This is a genomic window from Pseudomonas sp. H2_D02, from assembly GCF_054677635.1.
The window spans coordinates 798649-822040 of sequence record NZ_CP162816.1; the positions used below are offsets into that span (position 1 = coordinate 798649).

A 23392-nucleotide genomic window follows, 5' to 3' on the forward strand; every position below is an offset into this window, starting at 1 on the left:
GACCTACCGCTATCGCGAGCAAGCTCGCTCCCACAGGGATCTGAGGCGTTTTTCTGCTGACCTGCGAGTCAATAAAACCGCCGCTTCGACGCAAATGACAGATGGTCGGCGAAAGTGCGTTTAATTTACCTTTTTCGGTATACTGCCCGGCCTTCGGTCGGTTAACCCGGCCATCATTCGTACAACAAGCCACGCCGGTTTCCCGCGTGGCTTGTTGTTTTTTGACGCGCCCGAGGGCGCCCAGAGAGAAGAGGCACGACGATGAGTGCACTGGTTGGCGTGATCATGGGCTCCAAGTCCGATTGGTCCACCCTTAGCCACACCGCCGATATGCTGGAAAAGCTCGGCATCCCTTACGAGGTGAAAGTGGTGTCCGCCCACCGTACCCCGGACCTGCTGTTCCAGTACGCCGAAGAAGCCGAGGCACGCGGCATCGAAGTGATCATCGCCGGTGCCGGCGGCGCGGCCCACTTGCCAGGCATGTGTGCGGCCAAGACCCACCTGCCAGTGCTGGGCGTGCCGGTGCAATCCTCGATGCTCTCGGGTGTCGATTCGCTGCTGTCGATCGTGCAGATGCCAGCCGGCATCCCGGTCGCGACCCTGGCCATCGGCAAGGCCGGCGCGATCAACGCGGCCTTGCTGTCGGCGAGTATCCTGGGCGCCAAGCACCCACAGTTTCATACCGTGCTGAAAAAATTCCGCGCTGAGCAGACAGACAGCGTCTTGGACAATCCAGACCCACGCATTGCCTGAGGTTGTTGACGAATGAAGATCGGTGTAATCGGTGGCGGCCAGTTGGGTCGCATGTTGGCCCTGGCGGGAACCCCGCTGGGGATGAACTTCGCTTTCCTGGACCCGGCGCCGGACGCCTGTGCCGCTGCCCTGGGTGAACACCTTCGGGCCGACTACGGCGACCAGGATCACCTGCGCCAGTTGGCCGATGAAGTCGATCTGGTGACCTTCGAATTCGAAAGCGTCCCGGCCGAAACCGTTGCCTTCCTGTCCCAGTTCGTCCCGGTCTACCCGAGCGCCGAAGCCCTGCGCATCGCCCGCGACCGCTGGTTCGAAAAGAACATGTTCAAAGACCTGGGCATCCCGACGCCGGCCTTCGCCGACATCCAATCCCAGGCTGACCTTGACGCCGCTGTCGCGGCCATCGGCCTGCCGGCCGTGCTCAAGACCCGCACCCTGGGTTACGACGGCAAGGGCCAGAAGGTCTTGCGCAACCCTGAAGACGTCGCCGGCACCTTTGCCGAGCTGGGCAGCGTCGGTTGCCTGCTGGAGGGTTTCGTACCGTTCACCGGTGAAGTCTCGCTGATCGCCGTGCGCGCCCGCGACGGTGAAATCCGCTTCTACCCGCTGGTGCACAACACCCACAAGGACGGCATTCTCAAGCTGTCCGTCGCCAGTACCGACCATCCGCTGCAAGCCCTGGCCGAAGACTACTCCAGCCGGGTGCTCAAGCAGCTCGATTACGTCGGCGTCATGGCGTTCGAGTTCTTCGAAGTGGACGGCGGCCTCAAGGCCAACGAAATCGCCCCGCGCGTCCATAACTCCGGACACTGGACCACCGAAGGCGCCGAGTGCAGCCAGTTCGAAAACCACCTGCGGGCGGTGGCCGGGCTGCCGCTGGGTTCGACCTCCAAGGTCGGTGAAAGCGCGATGCTGAACTTCATCGGCAAAGTGCCGCACACCGAGAAAGTCCTGGCGATTGCCGACTGCCACCTGCACCACTATGGCAAGGCGTTCAAAGCCGGGCGCAAGGTTGGTCACGCCAACCTGCGTTGCGCCGATCGGGACACCCTGGCCCAGCAGATCATCAAGGTCGAGACGCTGATCGCCGAACAATAGTCTGCAACACCGGTGGAACCATTCATCGGCTAACCTCTCTCATGGCTAAGTGCCAAAACCTGATCAGGTTTTGGCTTTGCGTCTAATCAGAGGGGAATGCCATGGGAATCATCGGAACCATTTTTATCGGCTTGATCGTTGGCCTGCTCGCGCGCTTCCTGAAGCCTGGCGATGACAGCATGGGCTGGATCATGACCATCCTGCTCGGTATTGGCGGTTCGTTGGCAGCCACTTATGGCGGCCAGGCCCTGGGCATCTACCAGGCCGGTCAAGGCGCGGGTTTCATCGGTGCCCTGGTGGGTGCGATCGTGCTGCTGGTGATCTACGGCCTGATCAAAAGAAACTGATTAAACTTGATGAAGCCCTCTCTGCGCGGCGCACAGAGAGGGGCTAAACTGCCCGGCGTTTCATTCCTTACTCATTGCCGAGCCCATTCATGCGCCGTCTAGTGTTGACCCTTCTTTTGTTGGGCAGTGGCCTGGCCCACGCCGCCGAGCTGCCGGAAACCGACTGGCTCGAACTGATGCCCAAGTCGGACCAGAAAGCCCTCGAGGCCATGCCCGAAATCGATCACAACTCCCCCGAAGCCAACGGCACCTTCACTGAAAAGGGTGGCTTGAAGCAAAGCAAAGGCTTGCCGGCGGTGATGTATTCGACCAAGACCGTGGCGTCGATGAACGACAAGCACATCCGCATCGGTGGCTATCCGGTCCCCCTGGAAAGCGATGCCAAGGGCCGCAGCACGCTGTTTTTCCTGGTGCCTTACCCGGGTGCCTGCATCCACGTCCCGCCACCGCCGCCTAATCAATTGGTGCTGGTGCGCTATCCCAAGGGGCTGAAGCTGGACGACATCTACACGCCGCTGTGGGTCACCGGTACGTTGAAGATCGAGAAGGTCGATAACGACCTGGCGAGCGCAGCGTATGCGCTGGAGGCGGAGAAGGTGAGGGTGGTGCAGGAGGCGGATTTGTAACCAGCTGATTGGCCTGACATAAATCCCAATGTGGGAGCGCGCTTGCTCGCGATGGCGGTGTGTCAGTCGACGCTGAGGGTGACTGTCAGTCCGCTATCGCGAGCAAGCTCGCTCCCACAATGGTTTTTGCGGTGTCAGAGCGGCTTGCTGCAGATGCTCACGCCCAGGGTATGGCTGGCGTCGGGCAACAGCGTCACCACGTCATCCATCACATTCGCCGTCTCGATGCACAACATGCGCTGCCAGCCGTCGTCGGCCATGTCGCTGAAGGCCTTGGCCCGTTCGGTCCAGGGATTCCAGATCACCGCCGAGCGTGAGCCGGTGCTGGTCAGTTGGATTCGGCGTTGCCAGTGCGGGTCAACGATGCTCAGTGTCGGCGGGGTATTGAGGTAGATGCGGTCGGTTTCGCCGGCAAAATGCAGGTCACCGGCCTGGGCGTGGGTCTTCCAATCGTCCAGGGTCTCGATGTAGCTCAAGCCATCCACCCCTTCGACCTGCACGTTGCGCACATCGCTGACAGCGAAATAGCTGTGCAACGCCTGGCTGAGGCTGACGGTTTCACTGCCACGGTTATGGCTGGTGAGGTGGATATGCAGTTGCTCGTTCATCACGATGGTCAACGTCAGGTCGACCTGATGGGGCCAACCCGACAGGCCGTTTTCAGGGTAGGGCAGGACGAATTCGATTTTCAGGCTTTCACCTTCGGCCTCGATGCCCCTCAATTCCCAATCCATCGCCCGCACCAGGCCGTGGGCCGTTGCAGGCTCGTTGCTGACGCGCATGGCCTGGACGCTGTCGGGGTTGCGGGTCAGGTTGCCGAACCACGGCCAGCACACCGGCACACCGGCGCGGATGCTCTTGCCGGCCTTGAAGGTGGCCTGGTCATTGAGCCAGATCAGCGGCGGCTGGCCGTCCACCTGATAACTGAGGATATGCGCGCCTTGCTGGGCCACCAGCAACTCGGCCTGACCGTGGCGGATGCGCCAACCGTTCAGTTCATCCAGTTTGACGGCTTCGACGTTGGGCGTAGGCATGTTGCAAATCTCGTTCAGGAACATGGACTGCAATGGACCGCAAAACGGTTGCCGCGTTTAACGGGCCCGTGGTGGAACCGAACGGGTACGACCGCTACCGTCGATGGCGACGAACACGAACACCGCTTCGGTGACCTTGCGCCATTCACTGGACAGCGGGTCGTCGCTCCACACCTCGACCATCATCTGGATCGAGCTGCGGCCGATTTCCAGCGCCTGGGTATAGAAGGACAACTGTGCGCCCACGGCCACCGGCACCAGGAACGCCATGCGATCAATCGCTACGGTCGCCACGCGCCCACCCGCCACCTTGCTGGCCATCGCGGTGCCGGCGAGGTCCATCTGGGACACCAGCCAGCCGCCGAAAATGTCGCCGAAGCCGTTGGTGTCACGGGGAAGTGCGGTGATTTGCAGGGCCAGGTCGCCTTGCGGAATTGGATCTTCTTGTTCGAGCTCTATCATGCCGGGGGTGCCTCTGACCCGTAACTCTGTCGTGTACTTCAGGTGAATAGCCGTCTTTGAAAAAAACGATTCAGCCCGAACATGCCTCGTTCGTCACGTTTTTCATAAAGGCGTGCCAAAGGGAAACTCTGCGAAACCGGCTGATTTGTACTACATCACCAACGACGTTTTCGCACAGCAACCCCTTACAGAGTGTCGCAAGGTTGCGAGTATATCGGGCGATAGACGTCGATACGACCATCGGGTTCTGATTTTGACTGTCAATTACGCGCCTCTATGTGCTTTTTCGAACAATTTGCTATCGTGCCGAACCGGCCCGGGCTCCCATCCGGTGTTGTCGGGCCGAGAACTGACTATAAGAGAAGCCCTTGCCATGACCACTGCGCCTTCGAGCACGGCGACGCCCGCACAACCCGCCCGTCCGCTGACCCGTAACGACTACAAGACCTTGTCGCTTTCTGCCCTCGGCGGCGCGCTGGAGTTCTACGATTTCATCATTTTCGTGTTCTTTGCCACCGTGGTCGGCAAACTGTTTTTCCCCGCCGAAATGCCTGAATGGCTGCGCCTGATGCAAACGTTTGGCATTTTTGCCGCCGGTTACCTGGCTCGCCCGTTGGGCGGAATCATCATGGCTCACTTCGGCGACCTGCTGGGGCGCAAGAAAATGTTCACCCTGAGCATTTTCATGATGGCCGTGCCGACGCTGATCATGGGCTTGCTGCCGACCTATGCACAGATCGGCATGTGGGCGCCGATCCTGCTGTTGCTGATGCGCGTGATCCAAGGCGCCGCGATTGGCGGCGAAGTACCGGGGGCTTGGGTATTCGTTTCCGAGCACGTTCCGGCGCGGCACATCGGCTACGCCTGCGGCACCCTGACCTGCGGCCTGACGGCGGGGATCCTGTTGGGTTCGTTGGTCGCTACCGCCATCAACAGCATTTATACGCCAGTGGAAGTGGCGGATTACGCCTGGCGGATTCCGTTCCTGCTGGGTGGTGTGTTCGGCCTGTTCTCGGTGTATCTGCGCCGCTGGTTGCACGAAACCCCGGTGTTCGCCGAGCTGCAACAGCGCAAGGCCCTGGCCGAAGAAGTGCCGCTGCGCGCCGTGCTGCGCGACCATCGTGGCGCCATCGCCATTTCGATGCTGCTGACCTGGCTGCTGTCGGCCGGCGTCATCGTGGTGATCCTGATGACGCCAACGGTGCTGCAGACCGTCTACCACTTCAGCCCGACCACGGCGTTGCAGGCCAATAGCCTGGCGATTGTGTTCCTGAGTCTTGGTTGTATCGGCGCCGGTGTATTGGCCGACCGCTTCGGAGCTGGCCGGGTGTTCGTCTTCGGCAGCGGCCTGCTGCTGATCACCTTCTGGACCTTCTACCACAGCCTGTTCGCCCACCCCGAGTGGCTGTTCCCGCTCTACGCCTTGAGTGGCTTGCTGGTGGGTACGATCGGCGCGGTGCCCTACGTCATGGTCAACGCCTTCCCGGCCGTGGTGCGCTTCAGTGGCTTGTCGTTTTCCTACAATCTGGCCTACGCAATCTTCGGTGGCTTGACCCCGATGGTGGTGACGTTGCTGTTGAAGGAGAGCCCGATGGGGCCGGCGTATTACGTGGCGATCATCTGCGGGATCGGGATGGTGATTGGTGGGTATCTCTGGAAGAAAGGGCGCTAAGCAGCGCAGAACAGCCTCTGTGGCGAGGGGATTTATCCCCGCTGGGTCGCGAAGCGGCCCCAACACTGCCAACTCAATCTATCTACCACATCGAGTTATCAGGTTTAAGGGGCTGCTGCGCAGCCCAGCGGGGATAAATCCCCTCGCCACAAGAATCATCTTGCAAAACTCAATGCTGGCCTTTCATCCAATTGTCATATTTCAGCCATAGAGTGTTCACACGGCTTACCGATACTTGGCCGACTTAACACACCCTATCTGCTAGGAGTAAGGCATGAAACTGAAGCGTTTGATGGCGGCAATGACCTTTGTCGCTGCTGGCGTTGCGACTGCCAACGCGGTTGCCGCTGTTGACCCTGCGATCCCGAGCTACACCAAGACCACTGGTGTGTCGGGCAACCTCTCCAGCGTCGGCTCCGATACCCTGGCCAACCTGATGACCTTGTGGGCCGAGAACTACAAGAAAGAATACCCGAACGTAAACATCCAGATTCAGGCCGCCGGTTCCTCCACCGCGCCACCCGCACTCACCGAAGGCACCGCCAACCTGGGCCCGATGAGCCGCAAGATGAAGGATAACGAACTGCAGGCCTTCGAACAGAAGTACGGCTACAAGCCAACCGCTATCCCGGTTGCCGTGGACGCCCTGGCCGTGTTTGTGCACAAGGACAACCCGATCCAGCACCTGACTATGGAACAGGTTGACGCGATCTTCTCGTCCACTCGCCTGTGCGGCGCCAAGGCCGACGTGAAGACCTGGGGCGACCTGGGTGTGACCGGCGACCTGGCCAACAAGCCAGTGCAACTGTTTGGTCGTAACTCGGTGTCCGGCACCTACGGCTACTTCAAGGAAGAAGCCCTGTGCAAAGGTGACTACAAGCCAAACGTCAACGAACAACCAGGCTCGGCTTCGGTCGTGCAGTCGATCAGCTCTTCGCTGAACGGCATCGGTTACTCGGGCATCGGCTACAAGACCGCCAGCGTGAAGACCGTGGCCCTGGCCAAGAAAGGCAGCACCGAGTTCATCGAAGACAGCGAAGAGAACGCCCTGAACGGCAAATACCCGCTGTCGCGCTTCCTCTACGTGTACGTCAACAAGGCCCCGAACAAGCCTCTGGCGCCGCTGGAAGCTGAGTTCGTCAAGCTGATCCTGTCCAAGCAAGGCCAGGAAGTCGTGGTCAAGGACGGCTACATCCCGGTTCCAGCCAAAGTCGCCGCCAAGGCACTGGCTGACCTGGGTCTGCAAGAAGGCGGCAACGTCGCCAAGAAGTAACACCTGAACCCGGGCCGACGCCCGGGTTTCCTGTGGGAGTGATGCCTGCTCCCACAGCCCCAATTCCTGTCCGCTGCCGCTCACCGCTGGCGGCGGATTTGTTGCGTCACTGCATTGTCATCTTTCTGTCATACAGGATCGCTAGGGTGTGCGCATGAATGATCTGGCCAACTCCACAATGACTACGACTTCCCCTCCCAAGCGCATTGACTTCAATACGCCTGAGCTGCAACGCAAGCGCCGCATCCGCGCGCTCAAGGATCGCCTGACCCGTTGGTACGTGTTGGTCGGCGGCCTCGCCGTTCTCGCGGCCATTACCCTGATTTTCTTCTTCCTGGCCTATGTGGTGCTGCCGCTGTTCAAGGGCGCGGACCTGACCGCCAAGGATTCGATCACGCCTGCCTGGATGCAAGATGCCGGCAAACCGCTGATGATCTCCATCGAAGAGCAGAACCAGGTGGCCATGCGGGTTTCCGACAAGGGCCAGGCGCTGTTTTTCGACATCACCAGTGGCGCCGAACTGCGCCGCGTCGACCTGCCGATCCCGGCCGGCGCGAGCGTGACGTCCATTGGCGAAGACCAGCCCGGCAGCCCGCTCGTGGCGATCGGCCTGTCCAACGGCCAGGCCTTGGTGTTCCGTCACACCTATAAGGTGTCCTACCCGGACGGCAAGAAAACCATCTCGCCTGCCGTCGAATATCCTTATGGCGAGACGCCGATCGCGTTGAACGAGCAGGGCGCTGCGCTGGAACATGTCAGCCTCAACGCGACTGATTCGACCTTGTTGCTGGCCGGTTCCAGCGGTGCTCAACTGCAAGTGCTGTCGCTGACCAGCGAAGAAAACATGATGACCGGTGAAGTCACCAGCGAGCAGACGCGTATCGATCTGCCGCAAATGACCGAGCCGGTGAAGAACATCTTCGTCGATCCGCGCCAGCAATGGCTGTACGTGATCAACGGGCGTGCCCAGGCCGATGTGTTCAGCCTGCGGGACAAGAGTCTCAACGGTCGCTACAAGCTGCTCGAGAACGCCGATGCCCAAGTCACCGCGGCTACCCAGCTGGTGGGCGGTATCTCGCTGATCATTGGCGACTCCAAGGGCGGCCTGGCCCAGTGGTTCATGGCCCGCGACCCGGACGGCGAGCTGCGCTTCAAACAGATCCGTACCTTCCAGATGGGCAACACGCCCATCGTTGAAATCACCGCCGAGGAGCGTCGCAAAGGTTTCGTAGCCCTCGACGCCGCCGGCAAGCTCGGCGTGTTCCACAGCACCGCCCACCGCACCTTGCTGGTGGACCAGGTGGTCGATGGCCAGGGCCTGTTCGGCATGTCCCCACGGGCCAATCGCCTGATCGTGGAGCAGGGCGGCAAGCTGCAACCGCTGACGCTGGAAAACCCGCACCCGGAAGTCTCGTGGAGCGCGCTGTGGAGCAAGGTCTGGTACGAAAACTACGACGAGCCCAAGTACGTCTGGCAATCGACGGCTGCCAACACTGACTTCGAACCCAAGCTGAGCCTTTCACCGCTGACCTTCGGCACCCTGAAAGCCGCGTTCTACGCGATGCTGCTGGCCGCGCCGCTGGCGGTTGCCGCCGCGATCTACACCGCGTACTTCATGGCACCGGGCATGCGCCGCAAGGTCAAGCCGGTCATCGAACTGATGGAAGCCATGCCGACGGTGATCCTCGGCTTCTTCGCCGGCCTGTTCCTGGCGCCCTACGTTGAAGGGCACCTGCCGGGGATCTTCAGCCTGCTGATGTTGCTGCCGATTGGCATCCTGGTCGCCGGTTTCGTCTTCAGCCGCCTGCCGGAGTCCATTCGCCTGAAGGTGCCGGACGGTTGGGAAAGCGCCTTGCTGATCCCGGTGATCCTGTTCGTGGGCTGGCTCTCGCTGTACATGAGCCCGTACATGGAAGCCTGGTTCTTCGGCGGCGACATGCGCATGTGGATCTCCCATGACCTGGGCATCACCTACGACCAGCGCAACGCCCTGGTGGTGGGCCTGGCGATGGGCTTCGCGGTGATCCCGAACATCTACTCCATTGCCGAAGACGCCGTGTTCAGCGTGCCGCGCGGCTTGACCCTGGGTTCGTTGGCCCTCGGTGCCACGCCGTGGCAGACCATGACTCGCGTGGTGATCCTCACCGCCAGCCCGGGCATCTTCTCGGCGCTGATGATCGGCATGGGCCGCGCGGTGGGCGAGACGATGATCGTGCTGATGGCCACCGGCAACACCCCGGTCATGGAAATGAACCTGTTCGAAGGCCTGCGCACCCTGGCGGCCAACGTGGCGGTGGAAATGCCTGAGTCGGAGGTCGGCGGCAGCCATTACCGCGTGCTGTTCCTGTCGGCCCTGGTGCTGTTGCTGTTCACCTTCGTCATGAACACCCTCGCCGAGCTGATCCGTCAGCGTCTGCGCAAGAAATATTCGTCGCTTTAAGAAAGGTAGAAGTCTGTGAAACAGAACTCCCTGAAAGGATGGTTCAAGAGCGGCGCCCCCGGCGTCTGGATCAGCGGCGGCGCGGTGTCCATCGCGGTCATCATGACCATTGGCCTGCTGGCGGTGATTGCCGTGCGCGGCCTGGGCCACTTCTGGCCGGCGGACCTGATCCACGCCAGCTACACCGAGCCGGGCATGCCTGCGCAATTGGTCGTCGGCGAAGTCGTGCAGAAAGAAGAAGTGCCTCGCGAGCGCCTGAAAAGCGCCGGCCTGCCGGTGCCGGACGAAGGCCCGGAGTTCATGACCCGCGAACTGGTCAAGGTCGGCAACCGTGACCTCAACGGCACCGACTTCACTTGGATCGTCGGTGACTGGCTGAAAAACCAGACCACGCCGCCCGAGCTGATGGCCATCGAGCGTCGCGAATGGGGCAATTTCTACGGCTACCTGGTCAACGTCAAGGAAGAAGGCAAGGTCGTAGCCGAAGGCGAAGCAGCCTGGCCGCAATTGCAGGCGCGTATCGAGCGCGTCAACAAGCTCGCCGACGAGCTCAAGACCCTGGAGAAGGTCGACATCGGTGCGATCAACGCCGGTCTCGAGCGCATCCGCCTGCACGGCCGCAAGCTGGAACTGGACGGCAAGCTCGACGCCGCCGCCCAGGCCGACCTGGAAAGTGAACGCGCTGAACTCAATGCCCGCTACAAGGACATCGAAGCGCGCCTGGCCGACCTGCATGCGCAGTTCAACCGCGACAGCCTGACGGCCCGTGATGCCAACGGCAAAGAAGTGGAAATCGAAATCGGCAAAGTGGTGCACGCCTACCAGCCAAACGGCATGGGCACGTTCACCAAGATGGGTTTCTATTTCAGCAAGGTCTGGGAATTCCTCAGCGACGACCCCCGTGAAGCCAACACCGAAGGTGGCATCTTCCCGGCGATTTTCGGCACGGTGATGATGACCTTGATCATGGCGATGATCGTGACGCCGTTCGGTGTGCTGGCGGCGGTCTACCTCCGTGAATATGCCCGCCAAGGCCCGATGACCCGACTGATCCGCATCGCGGTGAACAACCTCGCGGGCGTTCCGGCGATTGTCTACGGCGTGTTCGGCCTGGGCTTCTTCGTCTACGTGCTGGGCGGCTCGGTTGACCGGCTGTTCTTCCCCGAAGCCTTGCCGGCGCCGACCTTCGGTACGCCGGGCCTGCTTTGGGCGTCCCTGACCCTGGCGTTGCTGGCGGTGCCAGTGGTGATCGTCGCCACCGAGGAAGGCCTGGCGCGGATTCCTCGGACCGTACGCGAAGGCTCCCTGGCCCTTGGCGCGACCAAGGCCGAGACCCTGTGGAAAATCGTCCTGCCGATGGCGAGCCCGGCGATGATGACGGGCATGATCCTCGCCGTGGCTCGTGCCGCGGGTGAAGTGGCGCCGTTGATGCTGGTGGGCGTGGTGAAACTGGCGCCGTCGCTGCCGCTGGATGGCAACTATCCGTACCTGCACCTGGACCAGAAAATCATGCACCTGGGCTTCCACATCTACGACGTCGGCTTCCAGAGCCCGAACGTCGAGGCAGCCCGGCCGCTGGTCTACGCCACGGCGCTGCTGCTGGTGCTGGTGATCGCGACCTTGAACCTGTCGGCGGTGTGGATCCGTAACCACCTGCGCGAGAAATACAAAGCACTGGATAGTTGATGATCGACGCGGACCTTGTGGGAGCGAGCTTGCTCGCGAAGCTTCTGGCGGCCTCGATGGCCCCATCGCGAGCAAGCTCGCTCCCACACTGATCGGCGTTCACTGGAATTTCATTGGGCCGCCAGAAAAGGCGTTCCGAACCGAATTTGTTAGCACAGGGAGCCTCCCATGCAACACGAAGCACACACTCACGGCATCAACATGTCGGCCCTGGGCCGCGACAAGCAGAGCCTGGACCTGGCCCAGGAAACCGTCGCCATCGAAGTGCCCGGCCTGAACCTGTTCTACGGTCAGAAGCAGGCGCTGTACGACGTCAGCCTGAACATCCCGAAACAACGCGTCACCGCGTTCATCGGCCCGTCGGGCTGCGGCAAGTCGACTTTGCTGCGCACCTTCAACCGCATGAACGACCTGGTGGACGGCTGCCGCGTCGAAGGTGAAATCAACCTCTACGGCAACAACATCTACCGCAAGGGCGAAGACGTCGCCGAGCTGCGTCGCCGCGTGGGCATGGTGTTCCAGAAGCCCAACCCGTTCCCGAAGACCATCTACGAAAACGTGGTCTACGGCCTGCGCATCCAGGGTATCAACAAGAAGCGCATCCTCGATGAAGCCGTGGAATGGGCCCTCAAGGGCGCGGCGCTGTGGGACGAGGTCAAGGATCGTCTGCACGACTCGGCGCTGGGCTTGTCCGGCGGCCAGCAGCAACGCCTGGTCATCGCCCGCACCATCGCCGTGGAGCCGGAAGTCCTGTTGCTCGACGAACCCTGCTCGGCCCTCGACCCGATCTCGACGCTGAAGGTTGAAGAACTGATCTACGAGCTCAAGTCCAAGTTCACCATCGTCATCGTGACCCACAACATGCAGCAGGCGGCGCGGGTGTCCGACTACACCGCGTTCATGTACATGGGCAAACTGGTGGAGTTCGGCGACACCGATACCCTGTTCACCAATCCGGCAATGAAGCAGACCGAAGACTACATCACCGGTCGTTACGGCTAGGAAGCCGTTGTTGCTCATTGTGAATCTACGCTGCGGTCCGCCGCACCTTACCGGACGCTCCAAGGACGCCAAAGATGATTAGTAAAGAAGGCCTTACCCACCACATTTCCGCACAGTTCAACGCCGAGCTGGAAGAAGTGCGCAGTCACTTGCTGGCCATGGGCGGGCTGGTGGAAAAGCAGGTCAACGACGCGGTAACCGCGCTGATCGAGGCCGACTCCGGCCTGGCCCAGCAAGTGCGCGAGATCGACGACCAGATCAACCAGATGGAACGCAACATCGACGAAGAGTGCCTGCGCATCCTGGCCCGTCGCCAGCCGGCCGCTTCCGACCTGCGCCTGATCATCAGCATCTCCAAGTCGGTGATCGACCTGGAGCGGATCGGCGACGAAGCCACCAAGATCGCCCGTCGCGCCATCCAATTGTGCGAAGAAGGCGAAGCGCCGCGCGGTTACGTCGAGGTTCGCCACATTGGTGACCAGGTGCGCAACATGGTTCGTGACGCACTGGACGCCTTTGCCCGTTTCGACGCCGACCTGGCGCTGTCGGTGGCCCAGTACGACAAGATCATCGACCGGGAGTACAAGACTGCCCTGCGTGAGCTGGCGACCTACATGATGGAAGATCCACGCTCCATCTCGCGGGTGTTGAGCATTATCTGGGTGCTGCGTTCCCTGGAGCGCATCGGCGATCATGCACGCAACATCTCGGAACTGGTGATCTACTTGGTGCGTGGTACCGACGTGCGGCACATGGGCCTCAAGCGGATGAAGGAAGAAGTGGAGGGCACCCCGTCCGAAACCGCTAATGTTCCCGGTGAAACTGACGATAAGTAAGATTGCCAAGAAAAGCGCCCGGCCTTCTGGTCGGGCTTTTTTTTGCGGTTTTTTTAATCGAAAGCAGCACCCCGTGAACGAAAAGTCCCGGCGTGACTGAAGGTTTTTGGCAATGTGCCATCAGTAAAGCGGTATGCTTGCCGGGATTTTTTAGAGGTGTATCTGGATGAGTAAGGTCAGTGTGTTGGTCGTGGACGATGCTTCGTTCATTCGTGACTTGGTGAAGAAGTGCCTGCGCAACTACTTCCCAGGCATCCGCATCGAAGACGCGGTGAACGGCAAGAAAGCCCAGGCCCTGCTGGCCCGTGAAGCGTTCGACCTGGTGCTGTGCGACTGGGAAATGCCAGAGATGTCGGGCCTGGAACTGTTGACCTGGTGTCGCCAGCAGGACAACCTCAAGGGCATGCCGTTCGTCATGGTCACCAGCCGTGGTGACAAGGAAAACGTGGTCCAGGCGATCCAGGCCGGCGTTTCCGGCTACGTCAGCAAACCGTTCACCAACGAACAATTGCTGACCAAGGTCAAGCAGGCCCTGAACAAGGTCGGCAAGCTCGACACGCTGATGAACAGCGCCCCGACCAAGATGAACTCGGCATTTGGCAACGATTCGCTCAGTGCCCTGACCGGCGGCAAGGCCGCTCCGGCCGCCGCCGCAGCGCCAGCCGCGAACCCGTTTGCCAAGCCCGCCGCCCCAGCCGCCGCGCCTGCACCGGCTGCCGCCCGTGGTCTGCTCAACAGCCCGCCCGTCAAGGCACCCGCCGCCTCCGCGCCGACCAGCAATCGCGGGCAAGGCCAATTGCGCCTGTCCAGCGGCACCCAGCAATGCGTGATCAAGGCCCTGAGCCTCAAGGAAGCGCTGCTGGTGGTCAAGCGCACCGACACCCTGCCACAAGTACTGGAAAGCTCGGTGCTGGACATGGAGCAGGGTGACAACGCCGAGACCGCTCGTCTGAACGGCTACCTGCACGCCATCGTCGCCCACGAGCAGACGCCGGACAGCGAATGGCTGCAACTGACCTTCCGCTTCGTCGACAAGGATCCGCAGAAACTCGACTACATCTCGCGCCTGATCGCCCGCGGCACCGCGCAGAAACACTTCGTACCGGGTGCCTGATTCGGCGGCGCCCTTGAGTCCGCTATCGCGAGCAAGCTCGCTCCCACAGTTGATCCAGTGAGCGCTGAAGATCCTTGTGGGGGCGCGCTTGCTCCGGGCGGCGATCCGACGATGGGGCCATCAGCTCCAACACCGACCGCTGATCCAATTTTGAAACATCTGCCGACTACGCTGGTCCATCCCAGCTGCTAGGCTGCTTTGCAGGCCTTCATTTCGACAGAATTCTTGCCCATGCTCGTGCCGTTGCTGTTCGCCTGTGGTCTCGTCCTGGCCGCCACCCCGGCCCTGGCCATGACCATCTACAAATCCACCGATGCCAATGGTGTGGTCTCCTATAGCGACCGCCCCAGCAAGGGTTCGCAGGTGTTCGTGTTCCGTGATCGCATGGTCGAGCGCCTCGAGCGCCAGGTGTTCCTCGACATCCAGAAACAGAAGGGCGCGGACGCGGTGTACGTGCGCAACGACCTGTACGCCCCTGTGGAGATCGAGCTGAGTTTTGCCGGGCTGCGTAACGTGAGCGGGGCGCCGAGCCGGCCGATTCGTCGGGTGCTGCCGGCGCGCAGCAACCTGCGCCTGGCGCTGCTGACGGCGACGCGACCGGGAAGGCCGCTGGCGTATACCCCAAGGTTCGAATACTCCCTGGGCGACCCGGCAGGCGCCGCGCAGGCCTATCAATATCCGTTGCCGTGGCGTGGCGGGCCGTTTCGGCTGAGCCAGGGCGCCAACGGTCAATACAGCCACTACGGTCCGAAGAACCGCTACGCCATGGACATCGCCATGCCCGAAGGCACGCCGATCATCGCGGCGCGGGGTGGCGTGGTGGTCAAGACCGAGAACGAGCAGACCGGGCGTGGCACCGATCCCTCCGGCAACTTCGTGCGCGTGCTGCACGATGACGGGACCATGGGCGTCTATCTGCACCTGCAGAAGGGCTCGGTGAGCGTCAGGGAAGGGCAACGGGTCATGGTGGGCACGCCGTTGGCGCTGTCGGGCAACACCGGCAACAGCTCCGGCCCGCACCTGCACTTCGTGGTGCAGCGCAACACCGGGCTGGGTTTGGTGTCGATTCCCTACCAGTTCAACCAACCGGTGGGCGAGTTGCCCAACTTTGCGTTGGGCAAGCAGTAGCACTGGATATTCGAGGGGCTTTTTGTGGCGAGGGGATTTATCCCCGCTGGGCTGCGAAGCGGCCCCAAAATCTGCCACCTCGGTGTGTCGGGAGGATTGTGCTCGATCTTATTGGGGTCGCTTCGCGACCCAGCGGGGATAAATCCCCTCGCCACAGGAGAGTGTCGCCGGAAAGCAGGTCGACCCTCAATCGAGCATCAACACCTTCGCCAGGATGATCTTCGGCCCTTTCATCTTCTTGATGATGATCCGCAGGCCTTCGACTTCCAGCACTTCTTCCTCTTCCGGCACCCGCTTGAGGGTTTCATAGACCAACCCGGCCAGGGTTTCCGCCTCGATGTGATCCAGGTCGATCCCCAGCAGGCGCTCGACCTTGAACAGCGGCGTATCACCGCGTACCAGCAGCTTGCCCGGCTGGTAGGCCAGGATGCCGCGTTCGGCCTTGCGGTGTTCGTCCTGGATATCGCCCACCAGCACTTCCAGCACGTCTTCCATGGTCAGGTAGCCGATGATGTTGCCGTCGGCTTCCTCGACCACAGCGAAGTGCGAGCCGCCCTTGCGGAACTGCTCCAGCAATTGCGACAACGGCATGTGCCGCGACACCCGTTCCAGCGGCCGGGTCAGTTCAGCCAGGTTGAACGATTCGGGAATGTGATCCAGGGCGGCCAGTTCCAGCAGCAGGTCCTTGATGTGCAGCAGGCCGACGAACTCCTGTCGCTCGCTGTCGTACACCGGGTAACGGCTGAACTTGTGGCGGCGGAACATCGCCAGGATTTCCTTGAGCGGCGCGTTGAACTCCAGCGTCACCAGGTCTTCCCGGGAGTTGGCCCAGTCCACCACTTCCAACTCGCCCATCTCCACCGCGGAGGCCAGCACGCGCATGCCTTGGTCGCTAGGGTCCTGGCCACGGCTGGAGTGCAGGATCAGCTTCAGTTCCTCGCGGCTGTAGTGGTGTTCATGATGCGGGCCGGGCTCGCCTTGGCCGGCAATACGCAAGATGGCGTTGGCGCTGGCGTTGAGCAGGTAGATCGCCGGGTACATCGCCCAGTAGAACAGGTACAGCGGCACGGCGGTCCACAGCGACAGCAGCTCGGGTTTGCGGATGGCCCAGGACTTGGGCGCCAGCTCACCGACCACGATGTGCAGGTACGAAATGATGAAGAACGCGGTGAAGAACGACACGCCCTTGATCACTTCCGGCGACTGGACGCCGACCGCGCCGAGCAACGGTTCGAGGATGTGGGCGAACGCCGGCTCACCGACCCAGCCCAGGCCCAGGGAAGCCAGGGTGATACCCAGTTGGCAGGCTGACAGGTAGGCGTCGAGCTGGCTGTGGACGGTGCGCAGGATATGTCCGCGCCAGCCGTTCTGCTCGGCGATGGCCTCGACCCGGGTCGAGCGCAGCTTGACCATGGCGAATTCCGCTGCAACGAAAAAACCGTTGAGCAGGACCAGGATCAGAGCAAAGAGAATCATGCCGAATTCGGCGAAGAGTGTAACGAGGGACAAGCCAGGGGAAGGGTCCATGATGGGGTTTTGCGGGTTCCGTATGTTCGTAGGGTTGGAAATCGGCGCCTGAAAAGGCAGGCACAAGTCAGCCAATGTAGCGGCTGACCGGTCGATTGCCTAGAGGGGACGGCCGGTCGGCATCACTCGTCGCGGCTTGAGCGTCGTCCGTGAACCACCTGGGCCGGGGCGAAATGGCAGATAAACGTACTGCCGTGGCCGGGCACGCTGCTGATTTCCATGCGCCCGCGATGGCGTAGCAGAACGTGCTTGACGATGGCCAATCCCAAGCCGGTTCCGCCGGTGTTGGAGTTGCGGCTGGAGTCGACCCGGTAGAACCGTTCGGTCAAGCGCGGCAAATGCTTGCTGTCGATGCCGATGCCGGAATCGCGCACGCTCAGGTGCGCGCCTTGCTCATCGCCCCACCAGCGAACATGGATCCGCCCTTGCTCCGGCGTGTACTTGACCGCGTTGAACACCAAATTGGAAAACGCGCTGCGCAGTTCCGCCTCGCTGCCCTTGAGTTGCACGGCAGGGTCGGCTTCAAGCGTGATCGCCTGCTGCTTGGGGCCGGACAGCTCCTGCGCATCTTCGGCGATGGTCTGCAGCAGCTCCTCGATGGGCACCGGCTGGTTGTCCGATGGGTAATCGGTGGCTTCCAGCTTGGCCAGCAACAGCAGGTCGTTGAGCAGGGTCTGCATGCGTCCGCTCTGCTGATGCATCTGCTGCAAGGCCCGGCTCCAACGGGGATTCACCTCCTCGACGTTGTCGAGCAGGGTTTCCAGATAGCCGCAGATCACCGTCAACGGCGTGCGCAGTTCATGGGAAACGTTGGCGATGAAATCCTTGCGCATCTGTTCCAACTGATGGATGCGCGTCACGTCGCGCACCAGCATCAAGTGTTCATTGTTGCCGTAGCGCGTGATGTAGAGCTGGATGCGCAGCCGATCGTTGGTCGGCGAGGGGATTTCCAGGGGCTCGGCGTAATTGTCCTGCTCGAAATATTCCTTGAAGCGCGGGTGGCGCACCAGGTTGGTCACCGGTTGGCCGCTGTCCTGGGGCGTCTTGAGGCCCAGCAGGGTTTCGGCGGCGCGGTTCCACCATTCCAGGTTGCCTTCGCTGTCGAGCATGATCACCGCGTCTTTCAGCGCGGCGGTGGACTCCTGGACGCGGTCGATCACCGCTTGCAGGCGGCCCCGGACGCGCTGGTCGCGCCGTTGCAGGTGATAGATGCTGTCGAACACCTCGCCCCACAGGCCATAGCCGTCGGGCGGGGCTTCGTCGGGTTGGTGCAGGCGCAGCCACTCGTGCAGGCGCAGCAACTGCTTGAGGGTCCAGGCCAGGTAGAGCCCCAGGCCCGCGGCCAGGCTCCAGCCGTAATACCCGGTGATCAGGCCGATCAACAGGCAACCGGTAACCAGCAACAACATGTGGCGAATCAGGGTGCCATGCCAGTTTTGATTCACGTGACGCGCGTCCTTGTCAGCTTGTCGGGCGGTAAGGGCTCGGATCAGGCCTTTGTCGAAAAACGATAACCGGTGCCGCGCACGGTTTGTACCAGATTCTCGTAGGCATCGCCGAGGGCTTTGCGCAGGCGGCGGATGTGTACGTCCACGGTGCGCTCCTCGACATACACATTGCCGCCCCAGACCTGGTCCAGCAGTTGCCCACGGGTGTAGGCGCGCTCCTGGTGGGTCATGAAAAACTGCAGCAGGCGGTATTCGGTCGGGCCCATCTCGGCAGGCTTGCCGTCGATGGTCACGCGGTGGCTGATCGGGTCGAGCAGCAGGCCGCCGACTTCGATGGGCGCTTCGCCATCGGTCGGCCCGGCGCGACGCAGCACGGCCTTCAGGCGCGCCACCAGTTCTCGTGGGGAAAACGGCTTGGTGATGTAGTCGTCGGCGCCGACTTCCAGGCCCTGGATCTTGTTGTCCTCTTCGCCCTTGGCGGTGAGCATGATGATCGGGATATCACCGGTCAGCTCATCGCGCTTGAGGCGCCGCGCCAGCTCGATGCCGGACGTGCCGGGCAGCATCCAGTCCAGCAGGATCAGGTCGGGCTTGCGGTCGACGATGATGGCGTGGGCCTGTTGGGAGTTCTCTGCTTCCATGCAGTCATAGCCGGCCATCTCCAACGCAACGGCGATCATCTCGCGGATGGGCGCCTCGTCGTCGACGATCAGAATGCTCCTGCCAACCATGGGGTAATCCTCTTGTCATTTAACTGTCTTGCGCCGCATTAGATAACGGAATTATTGCAGTCGTGTGACAGAAATTTCTGCGCAAGGCGGCAAAGGGGATCCTGGACTACGCTTTTCAGTCCGAATCCTGACAACTACAAAGGAAGGTTTCCTATGACGCGCATGACTGTTTCTTTGAAAACCCTGCTGATATCTGCTGCCCTGGCCCTGCCTGGATTTGCGATGGCTGCCGATCCTGCGATGGAGAAGGACGGCATGTTCACCGACCACAAGGGCATGACCCTTTACACCTTCGCCAAGGACTCCGCCGGCAAGTCGATGTGCAACGACAAGTGTGCGGCTAATTGGCCACCGTTGATGGCCAAGGCAGGTGCTAAATCCATGGGTGACTGGACCGTGATCAAGCGCGATGACGGCTCGATGCAGTGGGCCTATGAGGGCATGCCGCTGTACACCTTCGTGATGGACAAGAAGGCCGGAGACATGACCGGCGACGGCAAGATGGACGGTGCCTGGAAAGTTGCCAAGCCCGACTGACAGTTTTTCGCCAAAGTAGCGACAGATCATCTGTGGCGAGGGGATTTATCCCCGCTGGGTCGCGAAGCGGCCCCGGATCTGTCGCCTTGGTGTGTCAGGCGAAACTCATTGACTGTTTTGGGGTCGCTACGCAACCCAGCGGGGATAAATCCCCTCGCCACGGGGCCGCGTGGGGACTCAGCGCAATCCGTAATCCAACACAATCCCCACAAAAATCGCCAAGCCGGCCCAGTGGTTGTGCAGGAACGCCTTGAAGCAACGCATCCGGTCCTTGCCTCGGGTGTACCAGAACTCCCAGGCGAAGCATCCGGCAGCGGCCACCAGCCCCAGGTGGAACCAGCCGCCGAGCTTGAACTGAGCGCCAGCCAACAGCAGGCAAGCCAAGGCCAGGCCCTGCAACGTCAGGATGATCACCCGGTCGGCATCGCCGAACAGGATCGCCGTGGATTTCACGCCAATCTTCAGGTCATCGTCCCGGTCGGTCATCGCGTAGTAGGTGTCATAGCCCACCGTCCACAGCAGGTTGGCGATGTACAGCAGCCACGCAGCCGCCGGCAAATGACCGGTTTCGGCGGTAAACGCCATCGGCATGCCCCAGGAAAACGCCGCGCCCAGTACCACTTGCGGGTAATACGTGTAGCGCTTCATGAACGGGTAACTGAACGCCAGCGCCAGGCCGCCGAGGGACAGCAGGATCGTTGGCGCGTTGGTGCACAGCACCAGCAGGAAACTTACGCTCATCAACACCGCGAAGAACACCAGCGCCTCTTTCGAGCTGATCTTGCCACTGACCAAGGGGCGTTGCTCGGTGCGTTTGACATGACCGTCGACCTTGCGGTCGGCCCAGTCGTTGATCACGCAACCGCCGGCTCGGGTCAGCACCACGCCGAGCACGAAGATCACGATGTTGGTCACGGATGGCGAACCTTCCCCGGCAATCCACAGCGCCCATAACGTCGGCCACAGCAGTAGATAAATACCGATGGGCTTGTCCATGCGCGTCAGTTGCACGAAGTCCCAGGCCCGAGGATTGAGGCGGTTCAAGGATTTGAGCAGTTGCGTGTACATCAGCAATTCTCCGAATAGGCGCGGGCGACCGTCCACAGGCGTGGCAGGAACACCTCTGCCACCAGCACGCTCAATGCGCCTCGATCGAAACGCGAACGACGACCCCACAGCGCGCTGGCGCGAACCTGCGGCGGCAGCCATTCGCTCGGGTAGTGGCAGACCTCGATCGCCCGGCGCTGGAACGCCTGGTCACAAAACAGCAGCTCGCCCAGGGAGCGGCTGCCCAGTTCGTCCATGTGCAAGCCGTCGCCCTGCAACGCGCTGCGCGCTGCCACACTACGGGCGAATACCCAAGGCTCGCCGTGGCCGCGCAAGTACACTTCGCGCACCCAACCCTCGCTGCCCTCGGCCAGGTCCAGCGCGGCACACTCATCGGCGCGCAACGGCTGCCAGCCTTCGAACAGCGGCGTCACGCTGAAGTGATCGTTCGACAGGCCTGTCAGGCGCCGGGTCAGGGAACCTTCGTCAAACAGCCAGTCCATGACACACGCATCCGGGCGGGGCGACAGCAGGTGTTGGGGCAGCCATTGAAGTGTAGGAAATATCGAATTTGTCGGCGGCACAGGGGTCTTGAATGGCAGCAAATGAGGTCGCGAGCTTACCATGCCGGTCGGCGATTTTGGCCGAGCCAACCCGCCGTCACGCCGATGCCGCTTGCATCTGTCGCGACCGATCAGTACAAAACGGCCCTGAGCCGGAAAATACCGGCCAAGCCTGACATCTCGAGGAAGTAGTGGAATGAAGAAGTGGCAATGTATCGTCTGTGGCCTGATCTACAACGAAGCTGATGGCTGGCCGGACGATGGCATCGCGCCCGGCACCCGTTGGGAAGATGTACCCGAAGACTGGCTGTGCCCGGACTGCGGCGTCGGCAAGATGGATTTCGAAATGATCGAAATCAACTGATCGTTTCATAAACGGAGAGCAACATGAGCGCACCTGTCGTTATCGTCGGTACGGGCCTGGCCGGCTACAACCTGGCCCGGGAATTTCGCAAGCTCGACAGCGAAACCCCGTTGCTGCTGATTACCGCGGACGATGGCCGTTCCTACTCCAAGCCGATGCTCTCCACGGGCTTTGGCAAGAACAAGGACGCCGATGGCCTGAGCATGGCCGAACCCGGCGCGATGGCCGAGCAACTGAACGCCGAGGTGCGCACCCACACGCGCATCAGCGGCATCGACCCGGGCCACAAGCGCCTGTGGATCGGCGAAGAGGCGGTGAGCTATCGCGACCTGATCCTGGCCTGGGGCGCTGAAACCGTGCGCGTGCCGGTGCAGGGCGACGGGGCGGACCTGATCTTCCCCATCAATGACCTCGAAGACTACGCGCGCTTTCGTGCCGCCGCCGCGGGCAAGCGCCGGGTGCTGCTGCTCGGCGCCGGCCTGATCGGCTGCGAATTTGCCAACGACCTGATCCTCGGCGGCTACGAAGTCCAATTGGTGGCCCCGTGCGAGCAGGTCATGCCGACGCTGCTGCACCCGGCTGCCGCCGCCGCGGTACAGGCCGGGCTGGAAAGCCTCGGCGCACGTTTCCACCTGGGGCCGGTGCTCAATCGCCTGCAACGGGTGGCCGACGGCTTGGAAGCGCAACTGTCGGACGGCCAAGTGATTGCCTGCGACCTGGTGGTCTCGGCCATCGGCCTGCGCCCGCGCATTGACCTGGCCGCCGCGGCTGGCCTGGTGGTCAATCGCGGCGTGGTAGTCGACCGCCACCTGAAGACTTCCCACGCCAATATCCATGCGCTGGGCGATTGTGCCGAAGTCGATGGCTTGAACCTGCTCTACGTCATGCCGCTGATGAGCTGCGCCCGCGCCCTGGCCCAAACCCTGGCCGGCAACCCGACCGCCGTCAGCTACGGCGCCATGCCGATCACCGTCAAGACGCCGGTGTGCCCACTGGTGGTTTCGCCACCGCCGCGAGGCAGCGAAGGTGTATGGACCGTCGAAGGGCAGGGCGCCGACATCAAGGCCCTGTGCCGCGATGCCCAAGGCAACCTGCTGGGCTATGCCCTGACCGGCGCCGCGGTGATGGAGAAACTGGCGCTGAACAAGCAGCTTCCAGCGCTGCTGGCGTAAATGGCGGTCGTTCTGTCGTAAATACCCTGCTTTTGACCCCACAAACACCCGCCGGCCACTGGCGCCGGTTGCGGCCCCGTGCCATCCTCACTCCCGTCTGCCGCAGAGTAGAGCCTGCGGCGCCTTAGGGGTTGTTCCGAAGAGAACAGCACGGACATAACAACAAAAAAACCGTCAAAGGGGCTTCATTCATGCGTAAACCAGAACTCGCCGCCGCCATCGCGGAAAAAGCAGACCTCACCAAAGAACAAGCCAACCGCGTCCTCAACGCCGTCCTCGAAGAAATCACCGGCGCCCTGCACCGCAAGGACAGTGTCACCCTGGTCGGCTTCGGCACCTTCCTGCAACGCCACCGCGGCGCCCGCACCGGCAAGAACCCACAGACCGGCGAGCCGGTGAAGATCAAGGCCAGCAACACCGTTGCATTCAAACCGGGCAAATCCTTGAAGGACAGCGTCAACCCGTAATTGCAGCGAGTACCTCGGTCGAGGGAAGGAAGCGGCAACAAAAAAGGCATACCGAGGGTGATCGG

General features: G+C 61.7%; 23 protein-coding genes. 16 read left to right on the forward strand and 7 right to left on the reverse strand.

The window, feature by feature from the left end:
- Positions 1–261 precede the first annotated feature (261 nt).
- The 4 genes from purE (at position 262) to AB4N42_RS03565 (ending at position 2824) form a co-directional block, all read left to right on the forward strand.
- A complete protein-coding gene (purE, locus tag AB4N42_RS03550) occupies positions 262–753 on the forward strand; it encodes a 5-(carboxyamino)imidazole ribonucleotide mutase (RefSeq protein WP_003196369.1) in 492 nt (163 codons plus the stop codon).
- Between the two features lie 12 nt (positions 754–765).
- On the forward strand, positions 766–1851 hold the full coding sequence (locus tag AB4N42_RS03555) for a 5-(carboxyamino)imidazole ribonucleotide synthase (RefSeq protein ID WP_198796184.1): 1086 nt from the start codon (positions 766–768) through the stop codon (positions 1849–1851).
- Positions 1852–1952: 101 nt separating this feature from the next.
- Positions 1953–2198 carry a GlsB/YeaQ/YmgE family stress response membrane protein gene (locus AB4N42_RS03560; RefSeq protein ID WP_003187057.1) on the forward strand — a complete coding sequence of 82 codons (246 nt, stop codon included), beginning with the start codon at positions 1953–1955 and terminating at the stop codon, positions 2196–2198.
- Positions 2199–2287: 89 nt separating this feature from the next.
- Complete coding sequence (locus AB4N42_RS03565; protein ID WP_030139124.1) at positions 2288–2824, forward strand: DUF3299 domain-containing protein; 537 nt, start codon at positions 2288–2290, stop codon at positions 2822–2824.
- Between the two features lie 134 nt (positions 2825–2958).
- On the opposite strand, the gene AB4N42_RS03570 is transcribed toward AB4N42_RS03565, so the two are convergent.
- Entirely contained in the window at positions 2959–3858 is a 900-nt protein-coding gene (locus tag AB4N42_RS03570) for a D-hexose-6-phosphate mutarotase (RefSeq protein WP_030139125.1), read from the reverse strand.
- A 57-nt stretch (positions 3859–3915) separates the two neighbouring features.
- The gene (locus AB4N42_RS03575) at positions 3916–4320 is read right to left on the reverse strand and encodes an acyl-CoA thioesterase (RefSeq protein WP_030139126.1); all 405 of its coding nucleotides are present in this window, start codon (positions 4318–4320) and stop codon (positions 3916–3918) included.
- A 373-nt stretch (positions 4321–4693) separates the two neighbouring features.
- Here AB4N42_RS03575 and AB4N42_RS03580 point away from each other — a divergent pair, with 373 nt between their 5' ends.
- The 8 genes from AB4N42_RS03580 (at position 4694) to AB4N42_RS03615 (ending at position 15471) form a co-directional block, all read left to right on the forward strand.
- Positions 4694–5992 (forward strand): MFS transporter, encoded by a 1299-nt coding sequence (locus AB4N42_RS03580; RefSeq protein WP_030139127.1) that lies wholly within the window; start codon positions 4694–4696, stop codon positions 5990–5992.
- Positions 5993–6266: 274 nt separating this feature from the next.
- On the forward strand, positions 6267–7265 hold the full coding sequence (locus AB4N42_RS03585) for a phosphate ABC transporter substrate-binding protein PstS (protein ID WP_030139128.1): 999 nt from the start codon (positions 6267–6269) through the stop codon (positions 7263–7265).
- 406 nt (positions 7266–7671) lie between these two features.
- Positions 7672–9705 (forward strand): ABC transporter permease subunit, encoded by a 2034-nt coding sequence (locus tag AB4N42_RS03590; protein ID WP_187293308.1) that lies wholly within the window; start codon positions 7672–7674, stop codon positions 9703–9705.
- A gap of 15 nt (positions 9706–9720) precedes the next feature.
- The gene (gene pstA / locus AB4N42_RS03595; RefSeq protein WP_460115879.1) at positions 9721–11391 is read left to right on the forward strand and encodes a phosphate ABC transporter permease PstA; all 1671 of its coding nucleotides are present in this window, start codon (positions 9721–9723) and stop codon (positions 11389–11391) included.
- A 168-nt stretch (positions 11392–11559) separates the two neighbouring features.
- Positions 11560–12393, forward strand: coding sequence for a phosphate ABC transporter ATP-binding protein PstB (gene pstB, locus AB4N42_RS03600; protein WP_030139131.1), 834 nt, complete (start codon positions 11560–11562; stop codon positions 12391–12393).
- Positions 12394–12467: 74 nt separating this feature from the next.
- A complete protein-coding gene (gene phoU, locus AB4N42_RS03605) occupies positions 12468–13229 on the forward strand; it encodes a phosphate signaling complex protein PhoU (protein ID WP_030139132.1) in 762 nt (253 codons plus the stop codon).
- Positions 13230–13395: 166 nt separating this feature from the next.
- Positions 13396–14343 carry a response regulator gene (locus tag AB4N42_RS03610; RefSeq protein ID WP_198796185.1) on the forward strand — a complete coding sequence of 316 codons (948 nt, stop codon included), beginning with the start codon at positions 13396–13398 and terminating at the stop codon, positions 14341–14343.
- A 231-nt stretch (positions 14344–14574) separates the two neighbouring features.
- Positions 14575–15471 carry a peptidoglycan DD-metalloendopeptidase family protein gene (locus tag AB4N42_RS03615; protein ID WP_030139135.1) on the forward strand — a complete coding sequence of 299 codons (897 nt, stop codon included), beginning with the start codon at positions 14575–14577 and terminating at the stop codon, positions 15469–15471.
- A 186-nt stretch (positions 15472–15657) separates the two neighbouring features.
- On the opposite strand, the gene AB4N42_RS03620 is transcribed toward AB4N42_RS03615, so the two are convergent.
- From AB4N42_RS03620 to phoB, 3 genes are all read right to left on the reverse strand, one after another.
- Complete coding sequence (locus AB4N42_RS03620) at positions 15658–16998, reverse strand: hemolysin family protein (RefSeq protein WP_030138217.1); 1341 nt, start codon at positions 16996–16998, stop codon at positions 15658–15660.
- 122 nt (positions 16999–17120) lie between these two features.
- Positions 17121–18407, reverse strand: a complete 1287-nt coding sequence (gene phoR, locus AB4N42_RS03625; protein ID WP_407683036.1) for a phosphate regulon sensor histidine kinase PhoR — start codon at positions 18405–18407, stop codon at positions 17121–17123.
- Between the two features lie 80 nt (positions 18408–18487).
- Entirely contained in the window at positions 18488–19177 is a 690-nt protein-coding gene (phoB, locus tag AB4N42_RS03630; protein ID WP_003177195.1) for a phosphate regulon transcriptional regulator PhoB, read from the reverse strand.
- A 153-nt stretch (positions 19178–19330) separates the two neighbouring features.
- On the opposite strand from phoB, the gene AB4N42_RS03635 reads away from it, so the two are divergent.
- Complete coding sequence (locus AB4N42_RS03635; RefSeq protein ID WP_030138219.1) at positions 19331–19714, forward strand: COG4315 family predicted lipoprotein; 384 nt, start codon at positions 19331–19333, stop codon at positions 19712–19714.
- 177 nt (positions 19715–19891) lie between these two features.
- Here AB4N42_RS03635 and ubiA read toward each other — a convergent pair whose 3' ends face one another.
- Together ubiA and AB4N42_RS03645 are read right to left on the reverse strand one after the other, a co-directional pair.
- A complete protein-coding gene (gene ubiA / locus AB4N42_RS03640; protein ID WP_460115880.1) occupies positions 19892–20782 on the reverse strand; it encodes a 4-hydroxybenzoate octaprenyltransferase in 891 nt (296 codons plus the stop codon).
- Complete coding sequence (locus AB4N42_RS03645; RefSeq protein WP_217860650.1) at positions 20782–21345, reverse strand: chorismate--pyruvate lyase family protein; 564 nt, start codon at positions 21343–21345, stop codon at positions 20782–20784. The genes ubiA and AB4N42_RS03645 overlap by 1 nt, the downstream gene beginning before the upstream one ends.
- Positions 21346–21520: 175 nt before the next feature.
- Between AB4N42_RS03645 and AB4N42_RS03650 the strand changes: the two genes are divergently transcribed.
- From AB4N42_RS03650 to AB4N42_RS03660, 3 genes are all read left to right on the forward strand, one after another.
- A complete protein-coding gene (locus tag AB4N42_RS03650; RefSeq protein WP_030138222.1) occupies positions 21521–21688 on the forward strand; it encodes a rubredoxin in 168 nt (55 codons plus the stop codon).
- Positions 21689–21711: 23 nt separating this feature from the next.
- Entirely contained in the window at positions 21712–22860 is a 1149-nt protein-coding gene (locus AB4N42_RS03655) for an NAD(P)/FAD-dependent oxidoreductase (protein ID WP_460115881.1), read from the forward strand.
- Between the two features lie 191 nt (positions 22861–23051).
- Positions 23052–23327 (forward strand): HU family DNA-binding protein, encoded by a 276-nt coding sequence (locus AB4N42_RS03660; protein WP_003213368.1) that lies wholly within the window; start codon positions 23052–23054, stop codon positions 23325–23327.
- Positions 23328–23392: the final 65 nt, after the last annotated feature.